Consider the following 21,493-nt stretch of genomic DNA (forward strand, 5'->3'; position numbering starts at 1 on the left):
CTATTTCGTCAGCCCGCGCAAACCGCCAGACACCAGCACATTTACTTCGTACAAAATCCGGGGCGCCGCTAGTCCACCGGGGCTCGCCAGATAGTTCGGGCTCCATTCCGGGTCGAATTTCTGCTTGAAAGAACGCAGCCCTTCGAAGTGATAGAACTGCTCGCCATGCTCATAGACAAACCCGCCCACCCGGTTCCAGAATGAAGCTAACTGACGGTTCTCGATACCCGAAAACGGTGCCGCACCCAATGAGAACCAGTGGAATCCCTGTTCTGACCCCCAAGACATCATCTCAGCAAATAGCGCATCCATGACAAAGCTGGGGCTGTCGGGTTCATAGCGCATCAGATCCAGCGAAAGTTCGGACTTATTCCCACCCTGAAACAGGTTGGCAAAGGCAACAATTTTCCCGGTATCGCCATTTCTCAGAACAGCATGGTCAAAGTATGAGAGATATTCATTGTCGAACCCGCCAAGGGCAAAGCCCTTTTCCTCTCCGGCCTTGTTTTCCAGCCAGTCATCCGAAACTTTGCGCAACTCAGGCAAAAGCGGGGCCAGTTCCTCTTTCGGAATGATCTCAAAGACATAACCCTCACGTTCAGCCCGATTCTTCGCCTGCCGGAATCGTTTGCGTGATTTACCATCCAGCGAGAAATCTTTCAGCGGCACGCGCGCAACCTCACCAATTTTTAGAATGGACAGGCCAAGGTCCAGAAAGGTTGGTAGGTACTTCGTAGAGACACTGTAGAACGCGCAAAGCTTGCCTTCTCGGTCCGCCATCTCGCGTAGTTGCCAGATCAATTGTTGGCCGGTCTTTTCATCGCCCACCGGTTCACCCTTGCTGATCAATGCGTTTCCCGTGTCGGCATAAGCCAAAAACGCACTTTGATCCGGTGCGATCAGGAACTGCTTGTCCCCGGTCAACGAAATCTGCGCCTCGGTATCTTCGCTTGCCAGCGCAAGACGTTCGACAACCGGTGGGATTTCGGTGCGCATAGGTTGGGGTATTTCACGCCCGAACAAAGAATTTACTGCGACCACGCCAAGAATAACCGCAACCACGAGGCTGGAACGCAGGAACCGCGAAGCATCGCCGTTCCATGCGAACTCCCACCAAAGGGCGTTCTGGTATTCGACGTGGGAATAGGCAAACAACCCGATCCAGAAGATAACGGCCAGCAAGGCGATTACGCTGACCAGCCACGGAATGTTCAGGCGAAAGATCGAGGCCCCGCTGACGCGGTAAAAGGCCCCCCGAAACGTGGCAAGAATGGCGATGGAGGCCAACATTCCGATCGCTTCATGTGTGTCCAAACCCTTGGTCAGAGAGGCGACAAACCCGGCCACCATCAGCAACATCGCCACAATCCACGCTCGGTAAAGTTTTCGAAATAACCCCCGAGAAACCAAGATCAGCATCACGCCAACGATGCTGCCTGCCAAGTGCGAAGCCTCGACGAAGGACAACGGCAGAAAGTCCCGCAACGCGCCCAGGCTCTGGCTGCTGGACGGTAACGCCCCTGAAACCAGCAAGATGATCCCGGCCACGGCGGTCACGCCTGCCGCCACCATCGGAACAATAGGACGGATCGCGCGATACACCCACGTGGCCGCGCCGCTGATATGATGGCGGTGCGTCAGAGCCGAGGCGACGGCTATAGACAAGCTGGCGATGACAAAGGGCAAAAATGTGTAGACCAGGCGGTACAATAACAAGGCCGCAATAACATCGGACCGGCCTGATGCGCCTAGCCCCGCAATCAGCGTCGCCTCAAATGCGCCAATCCCACCCGGAGAATGACTGAGGATACCAACCGCAATGGCACCGATATAGATCGTGAAGAAAAAAGGGTACCCAACACCAAGGTCTGCGGGCATCAGCGTATATAGGACCATCGAAGCCCCAAACAGGTCTCCGATTGCGGCCAGGGTAAGCATGCCCGCCAGTTTCCCACCCGGCAAGTTGAACCCGACCCCACCATAGGCCAGCTTGCGCCCACCCTTCGCAAGCCAGATGAACAATACCACCAGCCCAGCCAGCAGCGACAGCCCGATTACGGTTTCGGTGGTATCACTGATCGGCAGGATATTCGAGATTCCATCCGGGTGCAGGGTGAACAAAACGCCAAGCAAAAGCACCAGACCGGACCAGAACGCGATCCACGACGTTGCAATGACCCCGGCCACCCTGCTCAGGTCCAGCCCAAGCGAGGCATAGATGCGATACCGTATCGCCGTTCCCGTGATGTAGGAAAAGCCAAGGCAGTTCGACACTGCGTAGCCACTGGCCCCTGCCATCCCGGCCACGGTCAAAGGCACCTCTCCCTTCGCCACGCTTTGGACGGCGAGCACATCGTACATAGACAGGGAGAAAAAGCTGAAACAGGTCCAACACAGGGCTACGAACATCAGCTTCCAAGACGTATTCGCAACATCCGTTTGAACATCGCCCCATTTCACGTGCTGAGATAGCTCGTGCAGCACAACCAGCGCAATCAGCGTGACCAGGATTGGAACCGCAATCCGCACGAATGGCTTTTCCAGAAAACCACTAATCCTTCCAGCAAGACGCACAGCCCAAAGCTCTTTGTCAGTCTCCAGCGTGGTCATGGTTTCCCCCTGCTCTGAGGCACTGCAACGATCCCGCGCGCGGATGGGCGACGCAGGGCAACTCTTGCACAATTTCCTTGAACCTCAAAGCACTACGAGGGGTCAGACTCGCCCTTTGCGCGTAGACAGCAGCAGATTGGTCTCGGACCGTGTGATCCCCTCCATCCGGCGTATCTGGAACAATACATCATCAAGCTCGGCAAGCGTCTCAGTACCGATCTCGGCAATCAGATCCCAACTGCCGTTGGTCGTATGCACCGCACGCACCTGCTGAAGGGCAGCGATTCTGGCTAACGTTCGTTCCGTTCCGCGACCCTCAATCTCAAGCATCATCAGGCCGCGAACCGGGCTTTCCGCGACATCCCGCCGGGTCAGGACAGTAAAGCCCACGATCTCACCTGATTGCTTCAACCGCTGCAGCCGACTACGCACGGTGGTTCGTGTCACCCCCAGAGTTTCCGCCAACTCTGACAACGAGGCCCGCGCATCACGATGCAATGCGTTCAGCAGCCTACTATCCAATTCGTCCATATGTTCTTCTCATTACGAATTTCAGAGTTCCATTTTGAACATTTTGCTCTCTTCTCGCAAGCCATGATGACATCATAAATAACCACATGGAAAACAAACATGTTATATTGATCGGTGCCCCTATGGACGCGGGCAAACGTCGGCAGGGCTGCCGAATGGGGCCTGATGCGTATCGGGTTGCAGGTTTGGATCAGGCCTTGTCGGATTTGGGATACCGCGTGAGCGACCTTGGCGATATTCGTCCGGATCAGACGGATGTCCCCCCACACGAACACCTGTATTCCCTGCCCGAATGCATCGGCTGGACCAGTGCTCTCAGCCGTGCAGCGCAGGACACTGCCCCACAGGGCTTGCCGATTTTCATGGGCGGCGACCATGCGCTGTCGATGGGTACCGTTACGGGCATGGCTGCTCATGCCGAACAGATCAGACGCCCCTTATTTGTGCTCTGGTTGGATGCCCATAGCGACTTTCACACGCCCCACAGCACCGACAGCGGAAATTTGCACGGTACACCCGTTGCCTATTTCACCGGCCAGCCCAGCTTTGATGACTTCCCGCCTGTGTCCGTCCCGGTTCCAACAGACCGCGTCGGTATGATCGGCTTGCGCTCGGTCGACCCGGCAGAACGCGCGCGGCTTGAGCAAGACCACGCCATGCTGGCCGACATGCGCAGCATCGACGAGCACGGTATCAAAGCTCCTCTGATCGCATTCCTTGATCGTGTGCGGGACGCTGGCGGCATCTTGCACGTCTCACTGGATGTCGATTTCCTAGACCCCTCCGTCGCCCCGGCTGTTGGCACCACCGTCCCCGGGGGTGCGACCGAACGCGAGGCCCATCTGGTCATGGAGTTACTTCACGAAAGCGGTCTCGTTTGTTCGTTGGATCTGGTTGAATTGAATCCGTTTCTGGACGAACGCGGCCGAACCGCAAAACTGATGGTCGATCTGGCCGCCTCATTACTAGGCCGCCGCATCTTCGACCGTCCAACCCGGAGCTTCTGATGCAATCCCTACAAGCTCCTTCGGCCATCGTGATGATCCGGCCCCATGCATTTGCCTCAAACCCCGAAACACGCGATGACAACGCGTTCCAAACATTGGCAAACCGCTCGGCTGAGGCAACATCTGCCAAAGCGCGCGACGAACACGACGGGGCAGTTGCCTTGCTGCGTGAAGCTGGCGTTAAGGTTCACGTCTTTGATGATCATGGTGAGCGAGACACGCCCGATAGTGTTTTCCCGAACAATTGGTTCTCGACCCATCCCGGTGGGCACGTCGCGATTTACCCGATGTTTGTGCCATCACGTGGGCGCGAACGCCGCGCGGATGTCATCGAGATGCTCAAACAAGAGTACCGCGTTCAAGACGTGATCGACTATTCCGGGCTTGAGCAGGACAAGCTTGCGCTGGAAGGCACCGGAGCGATGGTCCTGGATCACGTTGGCCGCGTTGCCTATGCGGTCAAATCCAACCGCGCCGATCCCGTCCTACTCGAACGCTTCTGCACTCACTTCAACTATGAACCCATCGTGTTTGAGGCACAGGATGCCGAAGGACGTGACGTTTATCATACCAATGTTTTAATGGGCATTGGCACTAAGTACGCACTGATCTGTCTGGACATGATTACAGACCCCGAACGGCGCGCGACTGTGAAAACTAGGTTGGAAGAATCCGGTCGCACGGTCATTGACCTAACGCACGAACAGATCGCCGAATTTGCAGGCAACGCTATAGAACTTAGCGGTCAAGACGGTCTGCTACTGGCCCTGTCCAGCCGGGCGCTTGCGGCCCTGACCCCGGAACAAATCGCCACGATCGAGGCCAGCGCAACGCCGCTGCCGCTTTCGGTTCCCACAATTGAAACTGCCGGTGGATCCGTGCGCTGCATGATTGCAGGCATCCACCTGTCCCGCCGATAGGAGACCCCGATGCAACCTTCTGACAAGGCACTTGTGCCATTTGTATCCGTCGATAACATGATGCGCTTGGTGCATCACATCGGGCTTGAGCGGATGATCTCGCAGATCGCAGCCCAGATCGAAGCCGACTTCAAACGCTGGGAAAGCTTCGATAAAACGCCCCGTATCCCGGCCCATTCCCCACATGGCGTGATTGAACTGATGCCCACATCAGACGGCGAAGCCTATGGCTTCAAATACGTCAACGGCCACCCTAAGAACACGTCCGAGGGATTGCAGACAGTCACCGCTTTTGGCCTGCTAGCTGACGTCTACACCGGATATCCAACCCTGCTTACCGAAATGACAATGCTGACCGCACTGCGCACAGCCGCAACCTCAGCTTTGGTGGGCAGCTATCTGGCACCCAAGTCATCCTCGGTGATGGCCATGATCGGCAACGGCGCCCAGTCGGAATTCCAATGCCTTGCCTTCAAGGCAATGTGCGGCATCACGACCGTGCGCCTATACGACACCGACCCCAACGCCACCAAAAAATGCGCCGCCAACCTGCAAGGCAAAGGTTTGTCGGTTGTAGCTTGCAAAACCGCTGAAGAGGCCATCGAAGGCGCACATATTATCACCACTTGCACGGCCGACAAAAAATACGCCACGATCCTGACCGACAACATGATCGGCCCGGGCGTGCACATCAACGCCATCGGCGGCGATTGCCCCGGCAAGACCGAGCTGCACCGTGATATCCTATTGCGATCGGACATTTTCGTTGAATATCCGGAACAGACGAGGATCGAGGGCGAGATACAGGCACTGGACGATAACCACCCGGTGACTGAGATGTGGCAGGTCATGACTGGCCAGGCAGAAGGCCGTCGCGACGATCGGCAGATCACCCTGTTCGACAGCGTAGGTTTTGCAATCGAGGATTTCTCAGCCCTGCGCTATGTCAAATCGGCCATAGAAGGTACCAAGTTTTTTGAACCCCTCGACATGCTGGCTGACCCGGATGATCCGCGTGACTTGTACGGAATGTTGATGCGAGCCGGGTAACGTCCGGACAGAGGGGGCTCTGCCCCCGCCGCCTTCGGCGTCTCCCCCAGGATACTTGCAGCCAGATGAAGTTGGGATCCGGTTCTTCATCTGGCCAAAAATATCTCGGAGCGCGAGGCAGAGCCTCGCAAAATACTCCTGCTCACCCAGCAAGCGACGGCAAATAGAGCACAATGGCAGGGAACGCCACAAGCAGCGCAATGGTGACGGCATCCGCAATAAAAAACGGAGTGACACCTTTAAAGACGTCCTGAACGCTCAAATCCGGGCGTACGCCCGCGACTACGAAACAGTTCAGTCCGATGGGCGGTGTTATCAAACAGAACTCGGCCATCTTCACCACGAGAATACCGAACCAAATTGCACACATCGGGCCAGACATGCCGAATGCGCTGTCAGCTGCGCTGACTAATTCACCACCATTCAGTGCCATTACGGCTGGATAGACCACCGGCAGCGTCAGCAACAGCATACCGATGGCATCCATAAACATGCCCAGTACCGCATAAGCCAGCAGAATGCAGATCAGGATCAGCATCGGTGACATTTCCAGCGACGTAATCCAGTCGGAAAACGCACCCGGCAGATCGGCAAAGCCGAGAAAGCGCACATAAATCAGCACGCCCCAAATGATCGAAAAAATCATTGCGGTCAGTTTGGCGGTCTCAAGCAGCGCGGATTTCAACTCGGTCCAGCGCATGCCGTGGAACAGGGCAAAACAGAAGACAATAAAAGCGCCGATAGCGCCGCCTTCGGTCGGCGTGCCCCATGCTTTTTCACCAAACGGGTTGTAGACAAAACAGATGATGATCAGGATCACGGCCACGATCGGAAAAGCGCCCGGTAGCGACGCAAAGCGTTGTTTCCAGGTGTAGCCCGTGACCGGGGGGCCGACGGTTTTGAAGAAAACGGCGATGCCGACAATCAGCACCCCATAGACGACCGCGGAAAACGCACCCGGAATGAAACCGGCCAGCAACAATTTTCCGACGTCCTGTTCGACGATGATGGCATAGATCACAAGGATCGCCGATGGCGGAATCAACGAGGCCAGCGTCCCTCCGGCAGCAACCACACCTGCAGCGAACTGCTTGTTATAGCCGACCTTCAGCATCTCGGGGATGGCGATCCGGGCGAACACCGCCGATGTGGCAACCGATGCGCCAGACACTGCCGCAAATCCCGCAGTTGCAAACACGGTCGACACCGCCAGCCCGCCCGGCACCCAAGCCACCCAGCGTTTGGCAGCCTCGAACAAGGCTCGGGTCAGGCCCGCGTAGTAGGCCAGGTATCCGATCAGAATGAAGGTCGGGATCAGGCTGAGCGTATGAGCCGCCACTTTGGAATGCGGCACCTGCCCGGCCGTCTTCACCGCGACCGTCAATGCTTTGCCAAAGCGGTCGGGCTCATATCCGAACTTGGCCCAGAAAATCCAGATCAGGCCCACCAGCCCGGCAAGACCTGCCGCGAAGGCCACGCGCATGCCCGTGACAACCAGAACCAGCAGACCGCCCGTGACCCACAGGCCAATATCTATCGAGTCCATGGCTAGTCCTGCCCTTCGAATTGCTCGGCCTCAGCCGCTGCCTGGGCCGCCGCATCCTGAATCAGAGGCACTGCAACCGGATGTTCTAACCCCAGTACGAAGGCGCGACCGTAGCCCCAGACTTGCAATACCAACCGTACACACAGAACCGAAAACGCGACCGGAGCCAACAGTTTGGCGGGCCACAAAGGAATACCAATGTCGATTGAACTGTCGCGGCTCCATAGTGGCGCACCAAAGTCGAAGGACCGGTCGAAATGTGACCAACTCCCCCACACCAGCGCCAGCATCAGAACCAGGATCAGGATCACCGAAATCATTTCGAATAGCCATAACGCCCGCCCGTGAAGACGTGCGATTACGATGTCCATACGAATGTGCCCACCCTGTCGTTGCACAAAGGAAACGCCAAGAAAGGCAATCAATGGCATGGCCTGTTCAATCCAGTCGACGTAACCGGGCAAAGGTGCGTTAATTGCATTGCGCCCGCTGACCGAGACGACAGCAAGCACCATCAAGCCAAATACGGCCAGACCGCTGATCAATGCCAGAAACTGCTCCAACTTTAAAAGTTGACGATCCAGCCGACTAAGTCGGCTGCCGTCTTCAAGCACCGTGGCCTGTCCTGCCATTACGGTGATCCCCTGTTTTTTGGATTGGTGTTCGGGTGCCCGGTCAGGCACCCGATTAAGGCGATTAGTTGCCGCCGCGCTGCTGCTTCAGCGTCGTCTGGACCAGATCGTAGAGGTCCTGCGCTGGAAGGCCCTGAGCGGTCATGTCAGCAATCCACTTTTCGCGGATCGGATCAGCAGCTTTGACGCGGAACTCTTCAATCACGGCGTCGTCAATTTCAACTTTCTGGACACCCTTCTCTGCCAGAACGCTATCCCACTGCTCCAGCAATCCACCATAGTTGGCGAGGTAGTGATCAATCGCTTCGTCAATCGAACTGTTCAGTGCCTCACGATGCTCGGCAGGCAGAGCTTCATATGCTTCGATGTTCACAACAACCGGACAATTGACCGTGCCGGGGTTCAGGTTCGCAGTCCACCAATCGGCCTCGTTGATCGTGCCGAAGGACAGGTGCGCGTGCTGGGCAAAAGCGACCGTGTCGACAACACCCGACTCCATGGCATTGAACGCCTCGGTTGCGGGAACAGAGGTCGGAACACCACCGACCGCCTCGAAAGCCTGCCCGAGACCTCCGGTGGCACGGACGCGCATTCCGTCGAACTCGGCCAATTCATCACGCGGTTCGCCCGTGCCAACGATATTATATTGCGGCATGGGCGAAGTCATGATGATGCGTGCATTCCACTGCGCCATCTCATCTTTGACCGCCGGATGATCATAGACAGCATGGCTGACAGCGACCTCTTCGTCCAATGTGTTCACGCCCAGAAACGGCAGTTCAAGCACGGTGATCGCGCGGTTCTTATCACGGTGATAGCCCGCGCAGAACTGAGCCATCTCGAAGGCGCCGATTTCGATCCCGTCCAGATTTTCGCGCGGCTTGGACAACCCGCCATAGCTGACATTGATGGTGAACTCGCCATTGGTTTTTTCACTAACCAATTCTGCCAGCTTCTCAACATGCTCGGTAAAGGCGCGTCGCTTGCCCCAGACCGAAGCATTCCACTCAGTTGCGGCAGCCTCGGACACGAATGCAACCGTCAAGGCGGCGACGGCTGCGCCACTCAACATCTTATTCATCATGATTTCTCCCTATTGTGCGCTTCTTGAACAAGCGCTTGCGATCAAAGCTAGCGCCAACATTTGGATGTGCCAACCCCGGACGGGCTTACCCCGCCACAACAGCCAGCGCTAACAACTAAAAGATGAATTCTGAATGCAGGATATTGAGGCGGGCAGCCACTTACATGCACACAAGACGTGTTACAGATTACTTCTTGTTTTTACTTACTTTATTTTACTGTATAGATATTTTTTTACAGTTTTACACTCTAAGGTAAAATTTCTTTACAAACTAATCCAAAGATATCGGTAATTTATTTCATTGTTTTCAGTTCTCCCTATTATCAGCCTTGGGGAGGAAGCGGGTCGACATCGCCCGTTCCGCGGGCAAAAGTCGGCCCAGTGAAATGAAGTCCAGAGGGAGGAGCCTCAGAATGACAACCGCTGCCCAGGCAGATGCTAACGTTTATCCGCCATCCGCCGAAACCGTTGCGCGCGCCCATGTCGATGCCGACAAATACAACGAGATGTACCAGGCTTCGATCAATGACCCCGATGCATTCTGGGGCGAGCAAGGCAAGCGCGTCGACTGGATCAAGCCTTTCACCCAGGTCAAGGACGTAAGCTATGAATTCGGCAAGGTTGGGATCAACTGGTATGCCGACGGTACATTAAATGTGTCAGCCAACTGCCTGGATCGCCACCTGAAAACACGTGGCGACCAAACCGCTATCATCTGGGAGCCGGATGATCCGAATGACGAAGCGCAGCACATTACTTATGCCGAGTTGCACCGCCGCACCTGCCGCATGGCGAACATTCTGGAATCGCTGGGCGTGCGCAAAGGTGATCGTGTAGTCATTTACCTGCCGATGATCCCCGAGGCGGCTTATGCTATGCTGGCCTGCGCCCGGATCGGAGCTATTCATTCTATCGTATTTGCAGGCTTCTCACCCGACGCATTGGCGGCACGGGTCAACGGTTGTGATGCCAAAGTCATCATCACCGCGGATGAGGCCCCGCGCGGTGGCCGCAAGACACCACTGAAATCCAACGCGGATGCAGCACTTTTGCACTGCAAGGACAGCGTGAAATGTCTGGTGGTCAAGCGCACCGGTGGTCAGACCACATGGATCGACGGGCGCGACTACGACTACAATGAAATGGCTCTGGAAGCGGATGACTATTGCGCGCCCGCCGAGATGAACGCCGAAGATCCTTTGTTCATTCTTTATACCTCCGGTTCGACCGGACAGCCCAAGGGTGTTGTGCATACAACCGGCGGCTATCTGGTTTATGCTGCTATGACGCATGAAATCACCTTCGATTACCACGAAGGTGATGTGTACTGGTGTACCGCAGATGTGGGTTGGGTCACCGGTCACAGCTATATCGTTTATGGCCCGCTGGCCAACGGCGCGACCACGCTGATGTTCGAAGGTGTACCGACCTACCCCGACGCCTCGCGCTTCTGGCAGGTTTGCGAAAAACACAAGGTCAACCAGTTCTACACCGCTCCAACAGCGATCCGCGCCCTGATGGGTCAGGGCAATGAGTTCGTCGAGAACTGCGATCTGAGTGATCTGCGTACACTGGGCACCGTGGGTGAACCGATCAATCCCGAGGCCTGGACCTGGTACAATGACGTTGTTGGCAAGGGCAAATGCCCCATCGTTGACACCTGGTGGCAGACTGAAACAGGCGGTCATTTGATGACCCCCCTGCCCGGGGCCCATGCGATGAAACCCGGCTCGGCTATGAAGCCATTCTTCGGTATCGAGCCCGTGGTTCTTGACCCGCAGTCCGGTGTTGAAATCAACGGCAATGGCGTCGAGGGCGTTCTGTGCATCAAGGACAGCTGGCCCGGCCAAATGCGCACTGTCTGGGGTGACCATGAGCGGTTCGAAAAGACCTATTTCTCAGACTATAAGGGTTACTACTTTACCGGTGACGGTTGCCGTCGTGACGAAGACGGTGATTACTGGATTACCGGCCGTGTGGATGACGTGATCAACGTTTCGGGCCACCGCATGGGTACCGCCGAAGTGGAAAGCGCACTGGTCGCGCATGCCGCAGTTGCTGAGGCCGCTGTGGTTGGTTATCCCCATGAAATCAAAGGACAAGGCATCTATTGCTATGTCACTTTGATGAACGATCGCGAGCCTTCGGATGATCTGGTGAAAGAGCTGCGCACCTGGGTACGGACTGAGATCGGCCCGATCGCATCGCCAGACGTCATTCAGTGGGCGCCCGGCCTACCCAAGACCCGATCGGGCAAGATCATGCGCCGCATCCTGCGCAAGATTGCCGAGAACGATTATGGCTCGCTGGGTGACACTTCGACCCTTGCCGATCCGTCGGTCGTCGAAGATCTGATCGAAAACCGTGCGAACAAGTGAGGGTATGATGGACGCTGCCACGACCATTTCTCCTGCCGTTCTGATCCTTCTCGGCCCTCCGGGCGCCGGGAAGGGCACACAGGCTCGGATGCTGGAAGACAAATTCGGGCTGGTTCAGCTCAGCACCGGTGACCTTCTGCGCGAAGCGGTTGCCGCCGGGACCGAAGCCGGCAAAGCCGCCAAAGCCGTGATGGAAGCTGGCGATCTTGTCAGTGATGAGATCGTCATCGCCATCCTGCGCGACCGCATGGCCCAGCCGGATTGCGCCAAGGGTGTCATCTTGGACGGGTTCCCACGCACCACCGTGCAGGCCGAAGCGTTGGATGGTTTGCTGTCGGAAAACAACCAAAAGATCAACGCGGCGATCAGCCTTGAGGTCGAAGACGCGGAAATGGTGATCCGCATATCGGGTCGCTACACCTGTGCCGGGTGCGGCGAAGGTTACCACGACACGTTCAAGCAACCCGTCGAAGACGGCAAATGCGACAAGTGCGGCCACACCGAATTCAAGCGGCGCGCAGACGACAACGCGGAGACCGTAGCCTCGCGCCTGAGCGCTTACCATGCGCAGACCGCGCCGCTGATTACATATTACGACGGCCAAGGCGTGCTCAAGTGCACCAACGCCATGGGCAAGATCGAAGACATCGCCAGCGATCTGGAAAGCATCGTCGGCAATGCGATGAGTTAAGGGGAGGAGATAAGCCGCAAGGCTTTGATCCCAAATAGAATACTTCAAAGGAACCGCCTTGGCGGACCCGAGAAGTTTTGCCTGACGTTACGGAGCGTTTGGTACATTCGAGAAGCGGCCCAACGCACTGGAGGAGTTGGGCAACGGGCCGCCCAACGAGGAAGTGAAGGAGGAACCCGCAATGGCGGATCAATCAACAAACTCCGCGCAGACTGCCGAGGCCGATAAGGGCTATTGGCAGGCCAACCTGCGTCTCATCTACATCAGCCTCGCGATCTGGGCGCTGGTGTCTTTTGGATTCGGCATCCTGCTGCGTCCGTTGCTATCGGGCATTGCCGTAGGCGGTACCGATCTGGGCTTTTGGTTCGCTCAGCAGGGATCGATCCTGGTCTTTCTGGTGCTGATCTTCAACTACGCCTGGCGCATGAACAAGCTGGACGCCGAACACGGCGTGGATGAGGAGTAAACCCAATGGACCAGTTTACCATCAACCTGCTGTTTGTCGGCGCGTCCTTTGCGCTGTACATCGGCATTGCGATCTGGGCCCGTGCGGGTTCCACATCGGAATTCTACGCCGCCGGTCGCGGCGTTCATCCGGTCACCAACGGTATGGCGACAGCGGCGGACTGGATGTCCGCGGCCTCGTTCATCTCGATGGCGGGTCTGATCGCCTTTACCGGCTATGACAACTCGACCTTCCTGATGGGTTGGACCGGTGGCTACGTGCTGCTGGCTCTGCTGCTTGCGCCCTACCTGCGCAAGTTCGGCAAGTACACCGTCTCGGAATTCATCGGCGACCGTTTCTACAGCCAGACCGCACGTGTCGTTGCGGTGATCTGTCTGATCGTCGCGTCGGTGACTTACGTGATCGGTCAGATGACCGGCGTGGGCGTGGCCTTTGGCCGTTTCCTTGAGGTGTCGAACACATCCGGTCTGCTGATCGGTGCCTGTGTCGTGTTTGCCTACGCGGTGTTTGGCGGGATGAAAGGCGTGACCTACACTCAGGTCGCTCAGTACTGCGTGCTGATCACAGCCTACACTATCCCGGCCATCTTCATCTCGTTGCAGCTGACCGGTACACCCGTTCCGGCGCTGGGTCTGTTTGGCGACACCGCAAGTGGTGAGCCGCTGCTGACCAAGCTGGACGCGATCGTGACCGAGCTGGGCTTTGCCGAGTACACGGCGCACCACTCGAACACGCTGAACATGGTGCTGTTCACGCTGTCGCTGATGATCGGTACAGCCGGTCTGCCGCACGTGATCATGCGCTTCTTCACCGTGCCGAAAGTGTCTGACGCTCGTTGGTCCGCTGGCTGGACGCTGGTCTTCATCGCTCTGCTGTATCTGACCGCCCCTGCGGTTGGCGCAATGGCGCGTCTGAACATCACCGACATGATGTGGCCCAACGGTGGCATCGAGGGCGGCGCTGTCTCGGTCGAAGCAATCGATACCGATCCGCGCTATGACTGGATGCAGACATGGCAGAAGACCGGTCTGCTGGACTGGGAAGACAAGAACGGCGACGGCAAGATTCAGTACTACAATGACAAGTCTGAATCGATGCAGGCAATCGCGGAAGAAAAAGGCTGGGTTGGCAACGAGCTGACAAAGTTCAACCGTGACATCCTGGTTCTGGCCAACCCCGAGATTGCCAACCTGCCGGGTTGGGTGATCGGTCTGGTCGCTGCCGGTGGTCTTGCGGCTGCTCTGTCAACCGCTGCGGGCCTGTTGCTGGCGATCTCGTCAGCGGTGTCCCACGACTTGATCAAGGGCGCGATCAATCCGCAGATCTCAGAAAAAGGTGAGCTTCTGTCGGCGCGGGTCGCAATGGCCGTTGCCATCGTGGTCGCAACCTACCTGGGTCTGAACCCACCGGGCTTTGCGGCGCAAACGGTTGCATTGGCCTTCGGTCTGGCGGCTGCCTCGATCTTCCCGGCGCTGATGATGGGGATCTTCTCGACCCGCATCAACAACACCGGCGCGGTCTGCGGTATGCTGGCCGGTCTGACCGTGACCCTGATCTACATCTTCCTGCACAAGGGCTGGCTGTTCATTCCGGGCACCAACTCGTTCACCGATGCTGACCCGCTTCTGGGTCCGATCAAGTCGACCTCGTTCGGCGCCATCGGTGCCATGGTCAACTTCGGTGTGGCATATGTCGTCGCCGGCATGACCAAAGAGACTCCGCAGGAGATCGTGGAATTGGTCGAAAGCGTTCGCATTCCCCGTGGCGCGGGCGCAGCTCAGAATAAATGAGCATGATGCGGCATGTGGGTAACCTCCATGTGTCGCGTCTTTTGACCGACGACTCCCGCCCGGCATATCACCGGGCGGGATTTTTCAACCAGAAACACAGGATTATCTGATGCCTTTGTCCCATGACCAGATCACCCGGTTTCTGAAATCCGTACACCCTTATGATGCCCTTCCGCCTGACACGCTGGACGATCTGGCCAATCAGATCGAGGTGTGGGAAGTCGAGGAAGGGTCGCCCGTATACGAGCTAGGCACCACCCTGCCCGGCATTTTCGTGGTCTATGAAGGTCAGGTAGAGATCACGGATGAAAACGGTGCTGTCGTCTCGCATCTTGGCCTGCGCAATTCCTTTGGTGAGCGCGGACTGCTGAAAGACGGCAAGGCCGCGACGCATGCACACGCACACACGCCATCCGTTCTGATGGTTCTGCCCCCCAACGTGGTGCGCAAGCTGATTGACGACCACGACGTCGTTGCAAAATTCTTTGATCGAACACGAGGAGAGCGCACGAGCCCGCAAAGCCTCGCCACCAGTTCGATTGACACCCTCATGGCCCGTAGCCCAGCTGTCTGCCCACCTTCGATGCCAGTGCGCGAAGCAGCTCAAATGATGCGAGACCGCCACATCTCGTCGCTTTGCATTAGCGAGGGTGACAAGCTGTTGGGCATCGCCACATTGAGAGATATTTCCGGAAAATACGTGGCGGATGGGTTGCCAGAAAGCACCCCTATTTCGACGATAATGACGCCTGATCCGATCACCTTATCGCCCTCCGACATTGGCTCGGACGTATTGCACGTGATGATGGAGCGTGGAATTGGTCACATCCCGATCTCAGAAGGCGGCAAGCTGGTCGGCATCGTCACTCAGACCGACTTGACCCACTATCAAGCCGTAAACTCTGCCGAGTTGGTACGCCGCATAGCCCATGCCGATTCAGCCGACGAAATGGCGTTGGTCACGGCGGAGATTCCACAACTTCTGGTGCAACTGGTCGCAGGTGGCAACCGACACGAGATTGTCACCCGTCTGATCACGGATATCGCCGACACTGCCACCCGCCGCCTGTTGGCGCTGGCCGAAAAGAAACTTGGGCCACCGCCCGTGCCATATCTATGGCTGGCCTGCGGCTCTCAGGGGAGGCAGGAACAAACCGGCGTGTCGGATCAGGACAATTGCCTGATGCTGGATGACAGTGTGACCGAGGGCGACATGGCTTATTTCGCCAAGCTTGCGAAATTCGTCTCGGACGGGCTGGATACCTGCGGGTATTTCTATTGTCCGGGCGACATGATGGCGACCAATCCGCAGTGGTGTCAGCCCGTACGCGTGTGGCGAGAATATTTCAACGGCTGGATCGCAAAACCGAACCCCGAGGCGCAAATGCTCGCCTCGGTCATGTTCGACTTGCGCCCTATCGGCGGCACGTTTGATTTATTTGCTGATCTACAGGCCGACACCCTGGCGGCTGCGAATGCGAATTCGATCTTTGTTGCGCATATGATTTCTAATTCGCTGAAACACACGCCGCCTCTGGGTCTGCTACGTGGTTTTGCCACCATTCGTTCGGGCGAGCACCGCAACACACTGGACCTTAAGCATAATGGCGTGGTGCCCGTGGTGGATCTGGCCCGCGTTTACAGCCTGCAGGGACAATTGACCGAAGCCAACACACGCGCCCGTCTAAAAGCAGCCGAAGCGGCAAATGTTCTCAGCTCGTCCGGTGCTCGGGATTTGCTGGACGCCTATGACCTGATCGCGGAAACTCGGCTGGAGCATCAGGTAAGGCTGGTCAAATCCGAAGAAAAGCCCGACAACTACCTTCCACCGTCCGCCTTGTCGGACTTTGAACGAAGCCATCTACGCGACGCTTTTGTCGTCGTGAAAACAATGCAGTCGGCGGTGGGGCACGGTAAAGGTATGCTGGGCTAGGCAAAGAATTTAACGGGCGCGCACGTCCGAAATGCGGAGAATTAAATGTTTCTGGAACTGATTGGCACAATCTTTGCAGGCTTTGCGTTCGCTGGTGTTGTGATGGTGCTGAATAAATTGACAGGCGGCCGCCTGCCCCGCTGGACAGCCCCGGTGGCGGCTGGATTGGGCATGATCGGGATGACCATCGCAAGCGAGTATTCCTGGTACGACCGCACAGTTGAAACGCTTCCTGAAGGGATGGAAATCGTGCAGGAAGTCGAAAGCAAGGCCATTTATCGCCCCTGGACCTACGCAGTACCATTTGTGAACCGCTTTGCCGCAATAGATACCGCCTCGGTTCGAACCAATGAACAGGTGCCCGAACAACGGCTGGTGGAGATGTACTTCTTTGGCCGTTGGTCTCCGATTTCGAAACTTCCGATTGCCGTTGACTGCGCCGCAAACAAACGCGCCAGCCTGGCCGACGGTGCCGAGTTCGGAGATGATGGTCAATTGCTGAATGCCGATTGGCTAAACGTCAACGCCCAAGACCCGATTATCGAGGCCACCTGCGGAGTATGACATGCTGACCCGGCTGAGCCTGCGCGTACGTATCTTTCTGTTCTTCTGCCTTTTGGCTGTAGGTGCATTGGCCGTTAGCTCAATTGCTCTCTGGATCAGTTTTCTACGCGTCTCCGATCCTGAACTCGTAAATGCCTTTATTATGGCTGAGATCATCATGGGCTTTGGGTTCATCGCCTTGATCATCGCTGTGTGGCTGCTGTTTGATGACAACGTGGCCAAGCCGATCGAACGGCTTTCGGCGCAGTTGCGCGCACGCGCGCATGCAGGCGTCAGTACGGATGTCGACATGCAAGCGGCCCGTTATTTAGGCGATCTTGCCCCTGCTGCCGCAGGTTTGGCTGATCAGCTTTCGGGCAAAACCTTGGATGTTGCCGAAGCCGTCGCCGCAGAAACCGCTCATCTGTCCGCAGAAAAACAAAGACTGACTGCACTGCTAACCGAAATCCCTGTCGCGATGGTGCTGGCCGGTCCGACCCACAAGATTGTGCTCTATGATGGCCAAGCCGCCGGGGTTCTGGCTCAGATTGCGCACCCCCGTTTGAACGCCTCGCTTTTCGAGTACCTGCAACCCAACGCATTGCAGCAAGCTTATGAAAAGCTATCAAAATCAGGATTGGAAGTCGCCTGTACCCTGACCAGCATCGACGGTGCGCAGACCTACTCTGCCCGGATGAAACCTTTGGGGGATGCTCCGGGTTATCTGCTGGTCTTTGACGAAAGTGCGGCCAATATCTCGCCCGAGGCGGCCCGGCCCCTGGTCTATGATTTTGACCTATTGAACAGCGCGTCCGGGGGGCAGTTCGAAACCCTTGCTCTGCAGGACCTGTGCTTTGTTGTGTTTGACACCGAAACCACAGGATTGCTGCCTCATAAGGATGAGATCGTCCAGATCGGCGCGGTTCGTGTGGTAAACGGGCGCATCGTTGACGGCGAGCGGCTGGACATGCTTGTCAATCCCGGCATACCGATACCTCCAGCCTCGACCAAAGTGCATAAGGTCAGCGATCACATGGTTCAGGGGGCCCCGGATATTGCCGAGGCCGGGCGGACATTTCACCAATTCGCACGAGACGCGGTGATCGTGGCGCATAATGCTCCGTTCGACATGGCCTTTTTGCGTCGCCATGCCAAGCGTATGGATGTTGACTGGGATCACCCCATTCTTGATACGGTCTTGCTTTCGGCCGTTCTGTTCGGTGCCAGCGACAAGCACACGCTGGATGCCCTGTGTGATCGGCTGGACATCACAATCCCGCACGAGCTGCGTCATACCGCCCTTGGCGATGCAGTCGCAACGGCGCAGGCACTGGTCAAGATGCTTCCTATGCTGCAGGCCCGAGGCATGACAACATTTGGCGCGGTCATCGAGGCCACCCGCCAGCACGGCCGCCTGTTGGAAGACCTGAACTAAGCGTTAAAATGTTCATGCAAGACACAGCTTTTCATGGACAATCCCTGCAAGCCGTGGCACCTGATGCAGGCCACTGCATGAGCGGACAATGACAGAAAAAACCTTCACACCTACCCCGGATCAAAGCTCTGCCTTTCGTGAGGCGTTGGGTTGCTTTGGCACTGGTGTAACTGTCATTACAACCAACACCGGAAACGGGCCACGCGCGATCACCGTGAATTCATTTTCGTCAGTGTCGCTGAACCCGCCACTGGTTTTGTGGTGCCTTGCCAAGGACTCTTACCGATTCAATTCGTTCAATGCTTGCAAGCACTATTCCATCCATGTGATGGCCGAAGAACAACAAGAGCAAGCGCTGAAGTTCGCCCGCGACGGCTTGGATTTTTCACACGCCGACTGGAAGCCGGACCACAAGGGGCGTCCACAACTGGCAAATTGCCTCGCCCGGTTCGACTGTCAGCTTCACGCCAAACACGAAGCGGGGGATCACCTTATCCTTGTTGGTGAGGTCGAGAATGTGATGCATCGCACCGGCAATGGCCTGATTTTTAAGCGCGGGCAATTCGGCGGGTTCGCGGACCTGCTTTAATCATCCAGCGAGCCGTGAACGGCCAGCGCTTCAAGCTGTGTCTCTTGCGGCGTGATAATGCGGAAAGCTTCGTGCACACCGGTTTCTGACAACTCGCGGGCCACCGTCAGCAAGGTATTGGGCGCGTGTTCGTCACACAGTTCAGCCATATGCGCGATTTCGGCCTGCGCAACGCCCAATGCGGCCTCAACCGATGGAGCGCCATAGAGTTGCACGAAATGTTCAGCCAGATTTTGCGTGACCTGATCCAGTTCGGCCTGTTCGATTTGCGTAACGGCGACGAATGTCACACGCCCAAAGGTTTCGACACCTAGCCAGCCGTTCGCGAAAGCCTGTCGCGCCTTGCCTTCCAAATCGGCCCGCCCCCAATTCGAAAACTCGAACCCACCAGAGATGCACCACTCGCCGGTCCGGGCTGGGGAATGAAACACGTTCTTATCGCTTTCATCAAAATGGATTGCGCGGGCCAGTTTCATCATCCGTTCTCCAACAATTCCGTCAGTGGGCGCAGCCGTGTGTCCGAACCATCGCGGATCAGCATTCCGAACCGTTCGTCCGCACCCAAAAATACGCCTGTCTCGCAGGGTTCTCCGACACCGCGCAGCAGGCCCATCCATTCGCCGTGTAAAGGTGCGTTGCCGTCTTCCTGCCAACGATTGAGCCAGGTCAGCATGTGCCGTGACCAGCTTTCAACCAATTGCACCGCCGACACATCAGCACAGCCTTCATCATAGAGCGCTGTGACATCCGGCGTTTTTCCCGGATCATCCCCGGTTTGCAGAAGCGCCAGCTCCCACCCAACAACGAGCCAGTCCGGCTCCTCGTCCGGGCGGGCGGTCGATGATGCAGCATGAAACATCCCACATTTGGCGCCGTTCACGCAGATCAACCCCTCCCAACCCAGATGTACGGCGACCTCGGGTGGTGCCAACGCGCCCAGCGCGTTCTGGAACCCAACAGCACACAAGGGCAGCATCGCCATGGCGTCCTGCAAGGGAACCTCGGGCGCAAAGATTATGGCCACCCGCAGACGGTCAGCCTGAATGTTATAAACCACTGTTCCCGCGTCGCAGCCCAGCGCGGCCATGGCCTGAGCGCGCTCGAACGGGTCCTCCCCACCCTGCACCGGGTGGCCCGACAGCAAGGGGGGAAAGACAGGTTGGCTCATGCCTTGCCCTTGGCGATCATGTCACGGGCAATCTTGCGGAACGCCTCGGCCTGTGGGCTGTCCGGTTTGCTGACAACGATGGGGGCGCCACCATCAGCCGCCACGCGAATGTCCAGATGCAGCGGGATTTCCCCCAGCAACGGAACGCCCAGCGCCTCGGCCTCGGACGCGACACCGCCATGGCCGAACACATGTTCCTCATGCCCGCAGTTGGAACAGATATGGGTGGACATGTTCTCGATCATACCAACGATTGGCGTCTTAAGCTGGTTGAACATATCGATCCCCTTGCGGGCGTCGATCAGGGCCACGTCCTGCGGTGTTGAAACAACGATGGCGCCATCCACCTTGAACTTCTGGCTTAACGTCAGCTGCACGTCACCAGTGCCGGGCGGCAAGTCAACGATCAGCACATCCAAAGCACCCCACTGTACCTGGCTCATCATCTGTTGCAACGCGCCCATCAGCATTGGACCGCGCCACACAACCGCCTGCCCTTCGTTGGTCATCAGCCCCATAGACATCATGGTGACACCGTGATTGCGGAGCGGCAAAATCGTCTTGCCGTCAGGGCTGGCCGGACGGCCCGAAACGCCTAGCATCCGGGGCTGTGACGGGCCATAGACATCCGCATCCAGCAGACCTACACGCCGACCCTCAGCCGCCAGTGCACAGGCGAGGTTGGCTGAAACAGTGGATTTCCCCACGCCACCCTTACCCGAGGCAACGGCAATGATCCGATCCACACCCGGCACCGCCTGCGGGCCGGTTTGCGACGGCTTGGGCTTAGGCTTCAGATCTGGTGGGGCCTTTTCCGAATGCGCGGTCATCATGGCCGAAACACTTCCCACGCCCTCGACCAGTTGCGCTGCTTTCTCGGCGGCGGCGCGTACCGGCTCCATGCGCTCGGCCTGCTTGGGGTCAATCTCCAACACAAAGCGTACAGTATCGCCTTCGACGTTCAACGCACGGACCACGCCTGCGCTGACGATATCCTGACCGGAAACAGGATCGGTGATCTTTTTCAGGTTTGCCAGTACGGCGTCACGAACACTCATGCCTTTGCCCCTGTAGCCTGTACAACCATGTGGTTGAGTTTCATTGCATGTGTCTCCGTCTC

The 21,493-nt window shown here is 57.2% G+C and carries 19 protein-coding genes; 11 read left to right on the top strand and 8 right to left on the bottom strand.

Annotated features, from left to right (window positions below):
* The gene (mprF, locus tag GOW93_RS02105) at nucleotides 1–2,610 is read right to left on the bottom strand and encodes a bifunctional lysylphosphatidylglycerol flippase/synthetase MprF (protein ID WP_170381410.1); all 2,610 of its coding nucleotides are present in this window, start codon (nucleotides 2,608–2,610) and stop codon (nucleotides 1–3) included.
* A 102-nt stretch (nucleotides 2,611–2,712) separates the two neighbouring features.
* The gene (locus GOW93_RS02110) at nucleotides 2,713–3,141 is read right to left on the bottom strand and encodes an Lrp/AsnC family transcriptional regulator (protein WP_170381411.1); all 429 of its coding nucleotides are present in this window, start codon (nucleotides 3,139–3,141) and stop codon (nucleotides 2,713–2,715) included.
* 86 nt (nucleotides 3,142–3,227) lie between these two features.
* On the opposite strand from GOW93_RS02110, the gene rocF reads away from it, so the two are divergent.
* Genes rocF through GOW93_RS02125 form a run of 3 tightly spaced genes read left to right on the top strand, consistent with a single transcriptional unit; the run spans nucleotide 3,228 to nucleotide 6,118 of the window.
* On the top strand, nucleotides 3,228–4,148 hold the full coding sequence (rocF, locus tag GOW93_RS02115) for an arginase (protein ID WP_170381412.1): 921 nt from the start codon (nucleotides 3,228–3,230) through the stop codon (nucleotides 4,146–4,148).
* Nucleotides 4,148–5,068: a citrulline utilization hydrolase CtlX gene (ctlX, locus tag GOW93_RS02120; RefSeq protein WP_170381413.1), complete on the top strand. Its 921-nt coding sequence runs from the start codon at nucleotides 4,148–4,150 to the stop codon at nucleotides 5,066–5,068. The genes rocF and ctlX overlap by 1 nt, the downstream gene beginning before the upstream one ends.
* Before the next feature lie 9 nt (nucleotides 5,069–5,077).
* On the top strand, nucleotides 5,078–6,118 hold the full coding sequence (locus GOW93_RS02125) for an ornithine cyclodeaminase (protein ID WP_170381414.1): 1,041 nt from the start codon (nucleotides 5,078–5,080) through the stop codon (nucleotides 6,116–6,118).
* Nucleotides 6,119–6,260: 142 nt separating this feature from the next.
* Here GOW93_RS02125 and GOW93_RS02130 read toward each other — a convergent pair whose 3' ends face one another.
* The 3 genes from GOW93_RS02130 to dctP form a co-directional block, all read right to left on the bottom strand.
* On the bottom strand, nucleotides 6,261–7,664 hold the full coding sequence (locus GOW93_RS02130; protein WP_170381415.1) for a TRAP transporter large permease: 1,404 nt from the start codon (nucleotides 7,662–7,664) through the stop codon (nucleotides 6,261–6,263).
* Between the two features lie 2 nt (nucleotides 7,665–7,666).
* Nucleotides 7,667–8,296 carry a TRAP transporter small permease subunit gene (locus GOW93_RS02135; protein WP_170381416.1) on the bottom strand — a complete coding sequence of 210 codons (630 nt, stop codon included), beginning with the start codon at nucleotides 8,294–8,296 and terminating at the stop codon, nucleotides 7,667–7,669.
* A gap of 64 nt (nucleotides 8,297–8,360) precedes the next feature.
* Entirely contained in the window at nucleotides 8,361–9,377 is a 1,017-nt protein-coding gene (dctP, locus tag GOW93_RS02140) for a TRAP transporter substrate-binding protein DctP (protein ID WP_170381780.1), read from the bottom strand.
* Nucleotides 9,378–9,793: 416 nt separating this feature from the next.
* Here dctP and acs point away from each other — a divergent pair, with 416 nt between their 5' ends.
* The 8 genes from acs to GOW93_RS02180 all read left to right on the top strand — a co-directional run bounded on the left by acs (nucleotide 9,794) and on the right by GOW93_RS02180 (nucleotide 19,205).
* Complete coding sequence (acs, locus tag GOW93_RS02145) at nucleotides 9,794–11,758, top strand: acetate--CoA ligase (RefSeq protein WP_170381417.1); 1,965 nt, start codon at nucleotides 9,794–9,796, stop codon at nucleotides 11,756–11,758.
* Nucleotides 11,759–11,765: 7 nt separating this feature from the next.
* The gene (locus GOW93_RS02150) at nucleotides 11,766–12,449 is read left to right on the top strand and encodes an adenylate kinase (protein WP_170381782.1); all 684 of its coding nucleotides are present in this window, start codon (nucleotides 11,766–11,768) and stop codon (nucleotides 12,447–12,449) included.
* 181 nt (nucleotides 12,450–12,630) lie between these two features.
* Nucleotides 12,631–12,915: a DUF4212 domain-containing protein gene (locus GOW93_RS02155; protein WP_170381418.1), complete on the top strand. Its 285-nt coding sequence runs from the start codon at nucleotides 12,631–12,633 to the stop codon at nucleotides 12,913–12,915.
* A 5-nt stretch (nucleotides 12,916–12,920) separates the two neighbouring features.
* Complete coding sequence (locus GOW93_RS02160) at nucleotides 12,921–14,705, top strand: sodium:solute symporter family protein (RefSeq protein ID WP_170381419.1); 1,785 nt, start codon at nucleotides 12,921–12,923, stop codon at nucleotides 14,703–14,705.
* A 109-nt stretch (nucleotides 14,706–14,814) separates the two neighbouring features.
* Nucleotides 14,815–16,638 carry a DUF294 nucleotidyltransferase-like domain-containing protein gene (locus tag GOW93_RS02165; protein WP_170381420.1) on the top strand — a complete coding sequence of 608 codons (1,824 nt, stop codon included), beginning with the start codon at nucleotides 14,815–14,817 and terminating at the stop codon, nucleotides 16,636–16,638.
* A 45-nt stretch (nucleotides 16,639–16,683) separates the two neighbouring features.
* On the top strand, nucleotides 16,684–17,202 hold the full coding sequence (locus GOW93_RS02170; protein ID WP_170381421.1) for a hypothetical protein: 519 nt from the start codon (nucleotides 16,684–16,686) through the stop codon (nucleotides 17,200–17,202).
* Nucleotide 17,203: 1 nt separating this feature from the next.
* Nucleotides 17,204–18,616, top strand: a complete 1,413-nt coding sequence (locus GOW93_RS02175; protein WP_170381422.1) for a 3'-5' exonuclease — start codon at nucleotides 17,204–17,206, stop codon at nucleotides 18,614–18,616.
* Nucleotides 18,617–18,704: 88 nt separating this feature from the next.
* The gene (locus GOW93_RS02180; RefSeq protein ID WP_170381423.1) at nucleotides 18,705–19,205 is read left to right on the top strand and encodes a flavin reductase family protein; all 501 of its coding nucleotides are present in this window, start codon (nucleotides 18,705–18,707) and stop codon (nucleotides 19,203–19,205) included.
* Here GOW93_RS02180 and GOW93_RS02185 read toward each other — a convergent pair.
* The 3 genes from GOW93_RS02185 to GOW93_RS02195 are packed head-to-tail and all read right to left on the bottom strand — an operon-like array spanning nucleotide 19,202 to nucleotide 21,431.
* Entirely contained in the window at nucleotides 19,202–19,681 is a 480-nt protein-coding gene (locus GOW93_RS02185; protein WP_170381784.1) for a DUF6505 family protein, read from the bottom strand. The two genes, GOW93_RS02180 and GOW93_RS02185, sit on opposite strands and share 4 nt — an antisense overlap.
* On the bottom strand, nucleotides 19,681–20,373 hold the full coding sequence (locus GOW93_RS02190; RefSeq protein WP_170381424.1) for a biotin/lipoate--protein ligase family protein: 693 nt from the start codon (nucleotides 20,371–20,373) through the stop codon (nucleotides 19,681–19,683). The genes GOW93_RS02185 and GOW93_RS02190 overlap by 1 nt, the downstream gene beginning before the upstream one ends.
* Nucleotides 20,370–21,431, bottom strand: a complete 1,062-nt coding sequence (locus GOW93_RS02195; RefSeq protein ID WP_170381425.1) for an Mrp/NBP35 family ATP-binding protein — start codon at nucleotides 21,429–21,431, stop codon at nucleotides 20,370–20,372. The genes GOW93_RS02190 and GOW93_RS02195 overlap by 4 nt, the downstream gene beginning before the upstream one ends.
* Between the last annotated feature and the right edge of the window lie 62 nt (nucleotides 21,432–21,493).

Origin of the sequence: Ruegeria atlantica (assembly GCF_013032455.1) — a bacterium.
Taxonomy (GTDB): Bacteria; Pseudomonadota; Alphaproteobacteria; order Rhodobacterales; family Rhodobacteraceae; genus Ruegeria; species Ruegeria atlantica_B.

What these genes read in the sequence shown, in the direction of transcription:
- GOW93_RS02195 (WP_170381425.1), bottom strand. Translation starts at nt 21,431, where the DNA reads ATGAGTGTTCGTGACGCCGTACTGGCAAACCTGAAAAAGATCACCGAT.
- GOW93_RS02190 (WP_170381424.1), bottom strand. Translation starts at nt 20,373, where the DNA reads ATGAGCCAACCTGTCTTTCCCCCCTTGCTGTCGGGCCACCCGGTGCAG.
- GOW93_RS02135 (WP_170381416.1), bottom strand. Translation starts at nt 8,296, where the DNA reads ATGGCAGGACAGGCCACGGTGCTTGAAGACGGCAGCCGACTTAGTCGG.
- ctlX (WP_170381413.1), top strand. Translation starts at nt 4,148, where the DNA reads ATGCAATCCCTACAAGCTCCTTCGGCCATCGTGATGATCCGGCCCCAT.
- GOW93_RS02125 (WP_170381414.1), top strand. Translation starts at nt 5,078, where the DNA reads ATGCAACCTTCTGACAAGGCACTTGTGCCATTTGTATCCGTCGATAAC.
- GOW93_RS02165 (WP_170381420.1), top strand. Translation starts at nt 14,815, where the DNA reads ATGCCTTTGTCCCATGACCAGATCACCCGGTTTCTGAAATCCGTACAC.
- GOW93_RS02175 (WP_170381422.1), top strand. Translation starts at nt 17,204, where the DNA reads ATGCTGACCCGGCTGAGCCTGCGCGTACGTATCTTTCTGTTCTTCTGC.
- GOW93_RS02185 (WP_170381784.1), bottom strand. Translation starts at nt 19,681, where the DNA reads ATGAAACTGGCCCGCGCAATCCATTTTGATGAAAGCGATAAGAACGTG.
- rocF (WP_170381412.1), top strand. Translation starts at nt 3,228, where the DNA reads ATGGAAAACAAACATGTTATATTGATCGGTGCCCCTATGGACGCGGGC.
- mprF (WP_170381410.1), bottom strand. Translation starts at nt 2,610, where the DNA reads ATGACCACGCTGGAGACTGACAAAGAGCTTTGGGCTGTGCGTCTTGCT.
- dctP (WP_170381780.1), bottom strand. Translation starts at nt 9,377, where the DNA reads ATGAATAAGATGTTGAGTGGCGCAGCCGTCGCCGCCTTGACGGTTGCA.
- GOW93_RS02160 (WP_170381419.1), top strand. Translation starts at nt 12,921, where the DNA reads ATGGACCAGTTTACCATCAACCTGCTGTTTGTCGGCGCGTCCTTTGCG.
- GOW93_RS02155 (WP_170381418.1), top strand. Translation starts at nt 12,631, where the DNA reads ATGGCGGATCAATCAACAAACTCCGCGCAGACTGCCGAGGCCGATAAG.
- GOW93_RS02180 (WP_170381423.1), top strand. Translation starts at nt 18,705, where the DNA reads ATGACAGAAAAAACCTTCACACCTACCCCGGATCAAAGCTCTGCCTTT.
- acs (WP_170381417.1), top strand. Translation starts at nt 9,794, where the DNA reads ATGACAACCGCTGCCCAGGCAGATGCTAACGTTTATCCGCCATCCGCC.
- GOW93_RS02110 (WP_170381411.1), bottom strand. Translation starts at nt 3,141, where the DNA reads ATGGACGAATTGGATAGTAGGCTGCTGAACGCATTGCATCGTGATGCG.
- GOW93_RS02170 (WP_170381421.1), top strand. Translation starts at nt 16,684, where the DNA reads ATGTTTCTGGAACTGATTGGCACAATCTTTGCAGGCTTTGCGTTCGCT.
- GOW93_RS02150 (WP_170381782.1), top strand. Translation starts at nt 11,766, where the DNA reads ATGGACGCTGCCACGACCATTTCTCCTGCCGTTCTGATCCTTCTCGGC.
- GOW93_RS02130 (WP_170381415.1), bottom strand. Translation starts at nt 7,664, where the DNA reads ATGGACTCGATAGATATTGGCCTGTGGGTCACGGGCGGTCTGCTGGTT.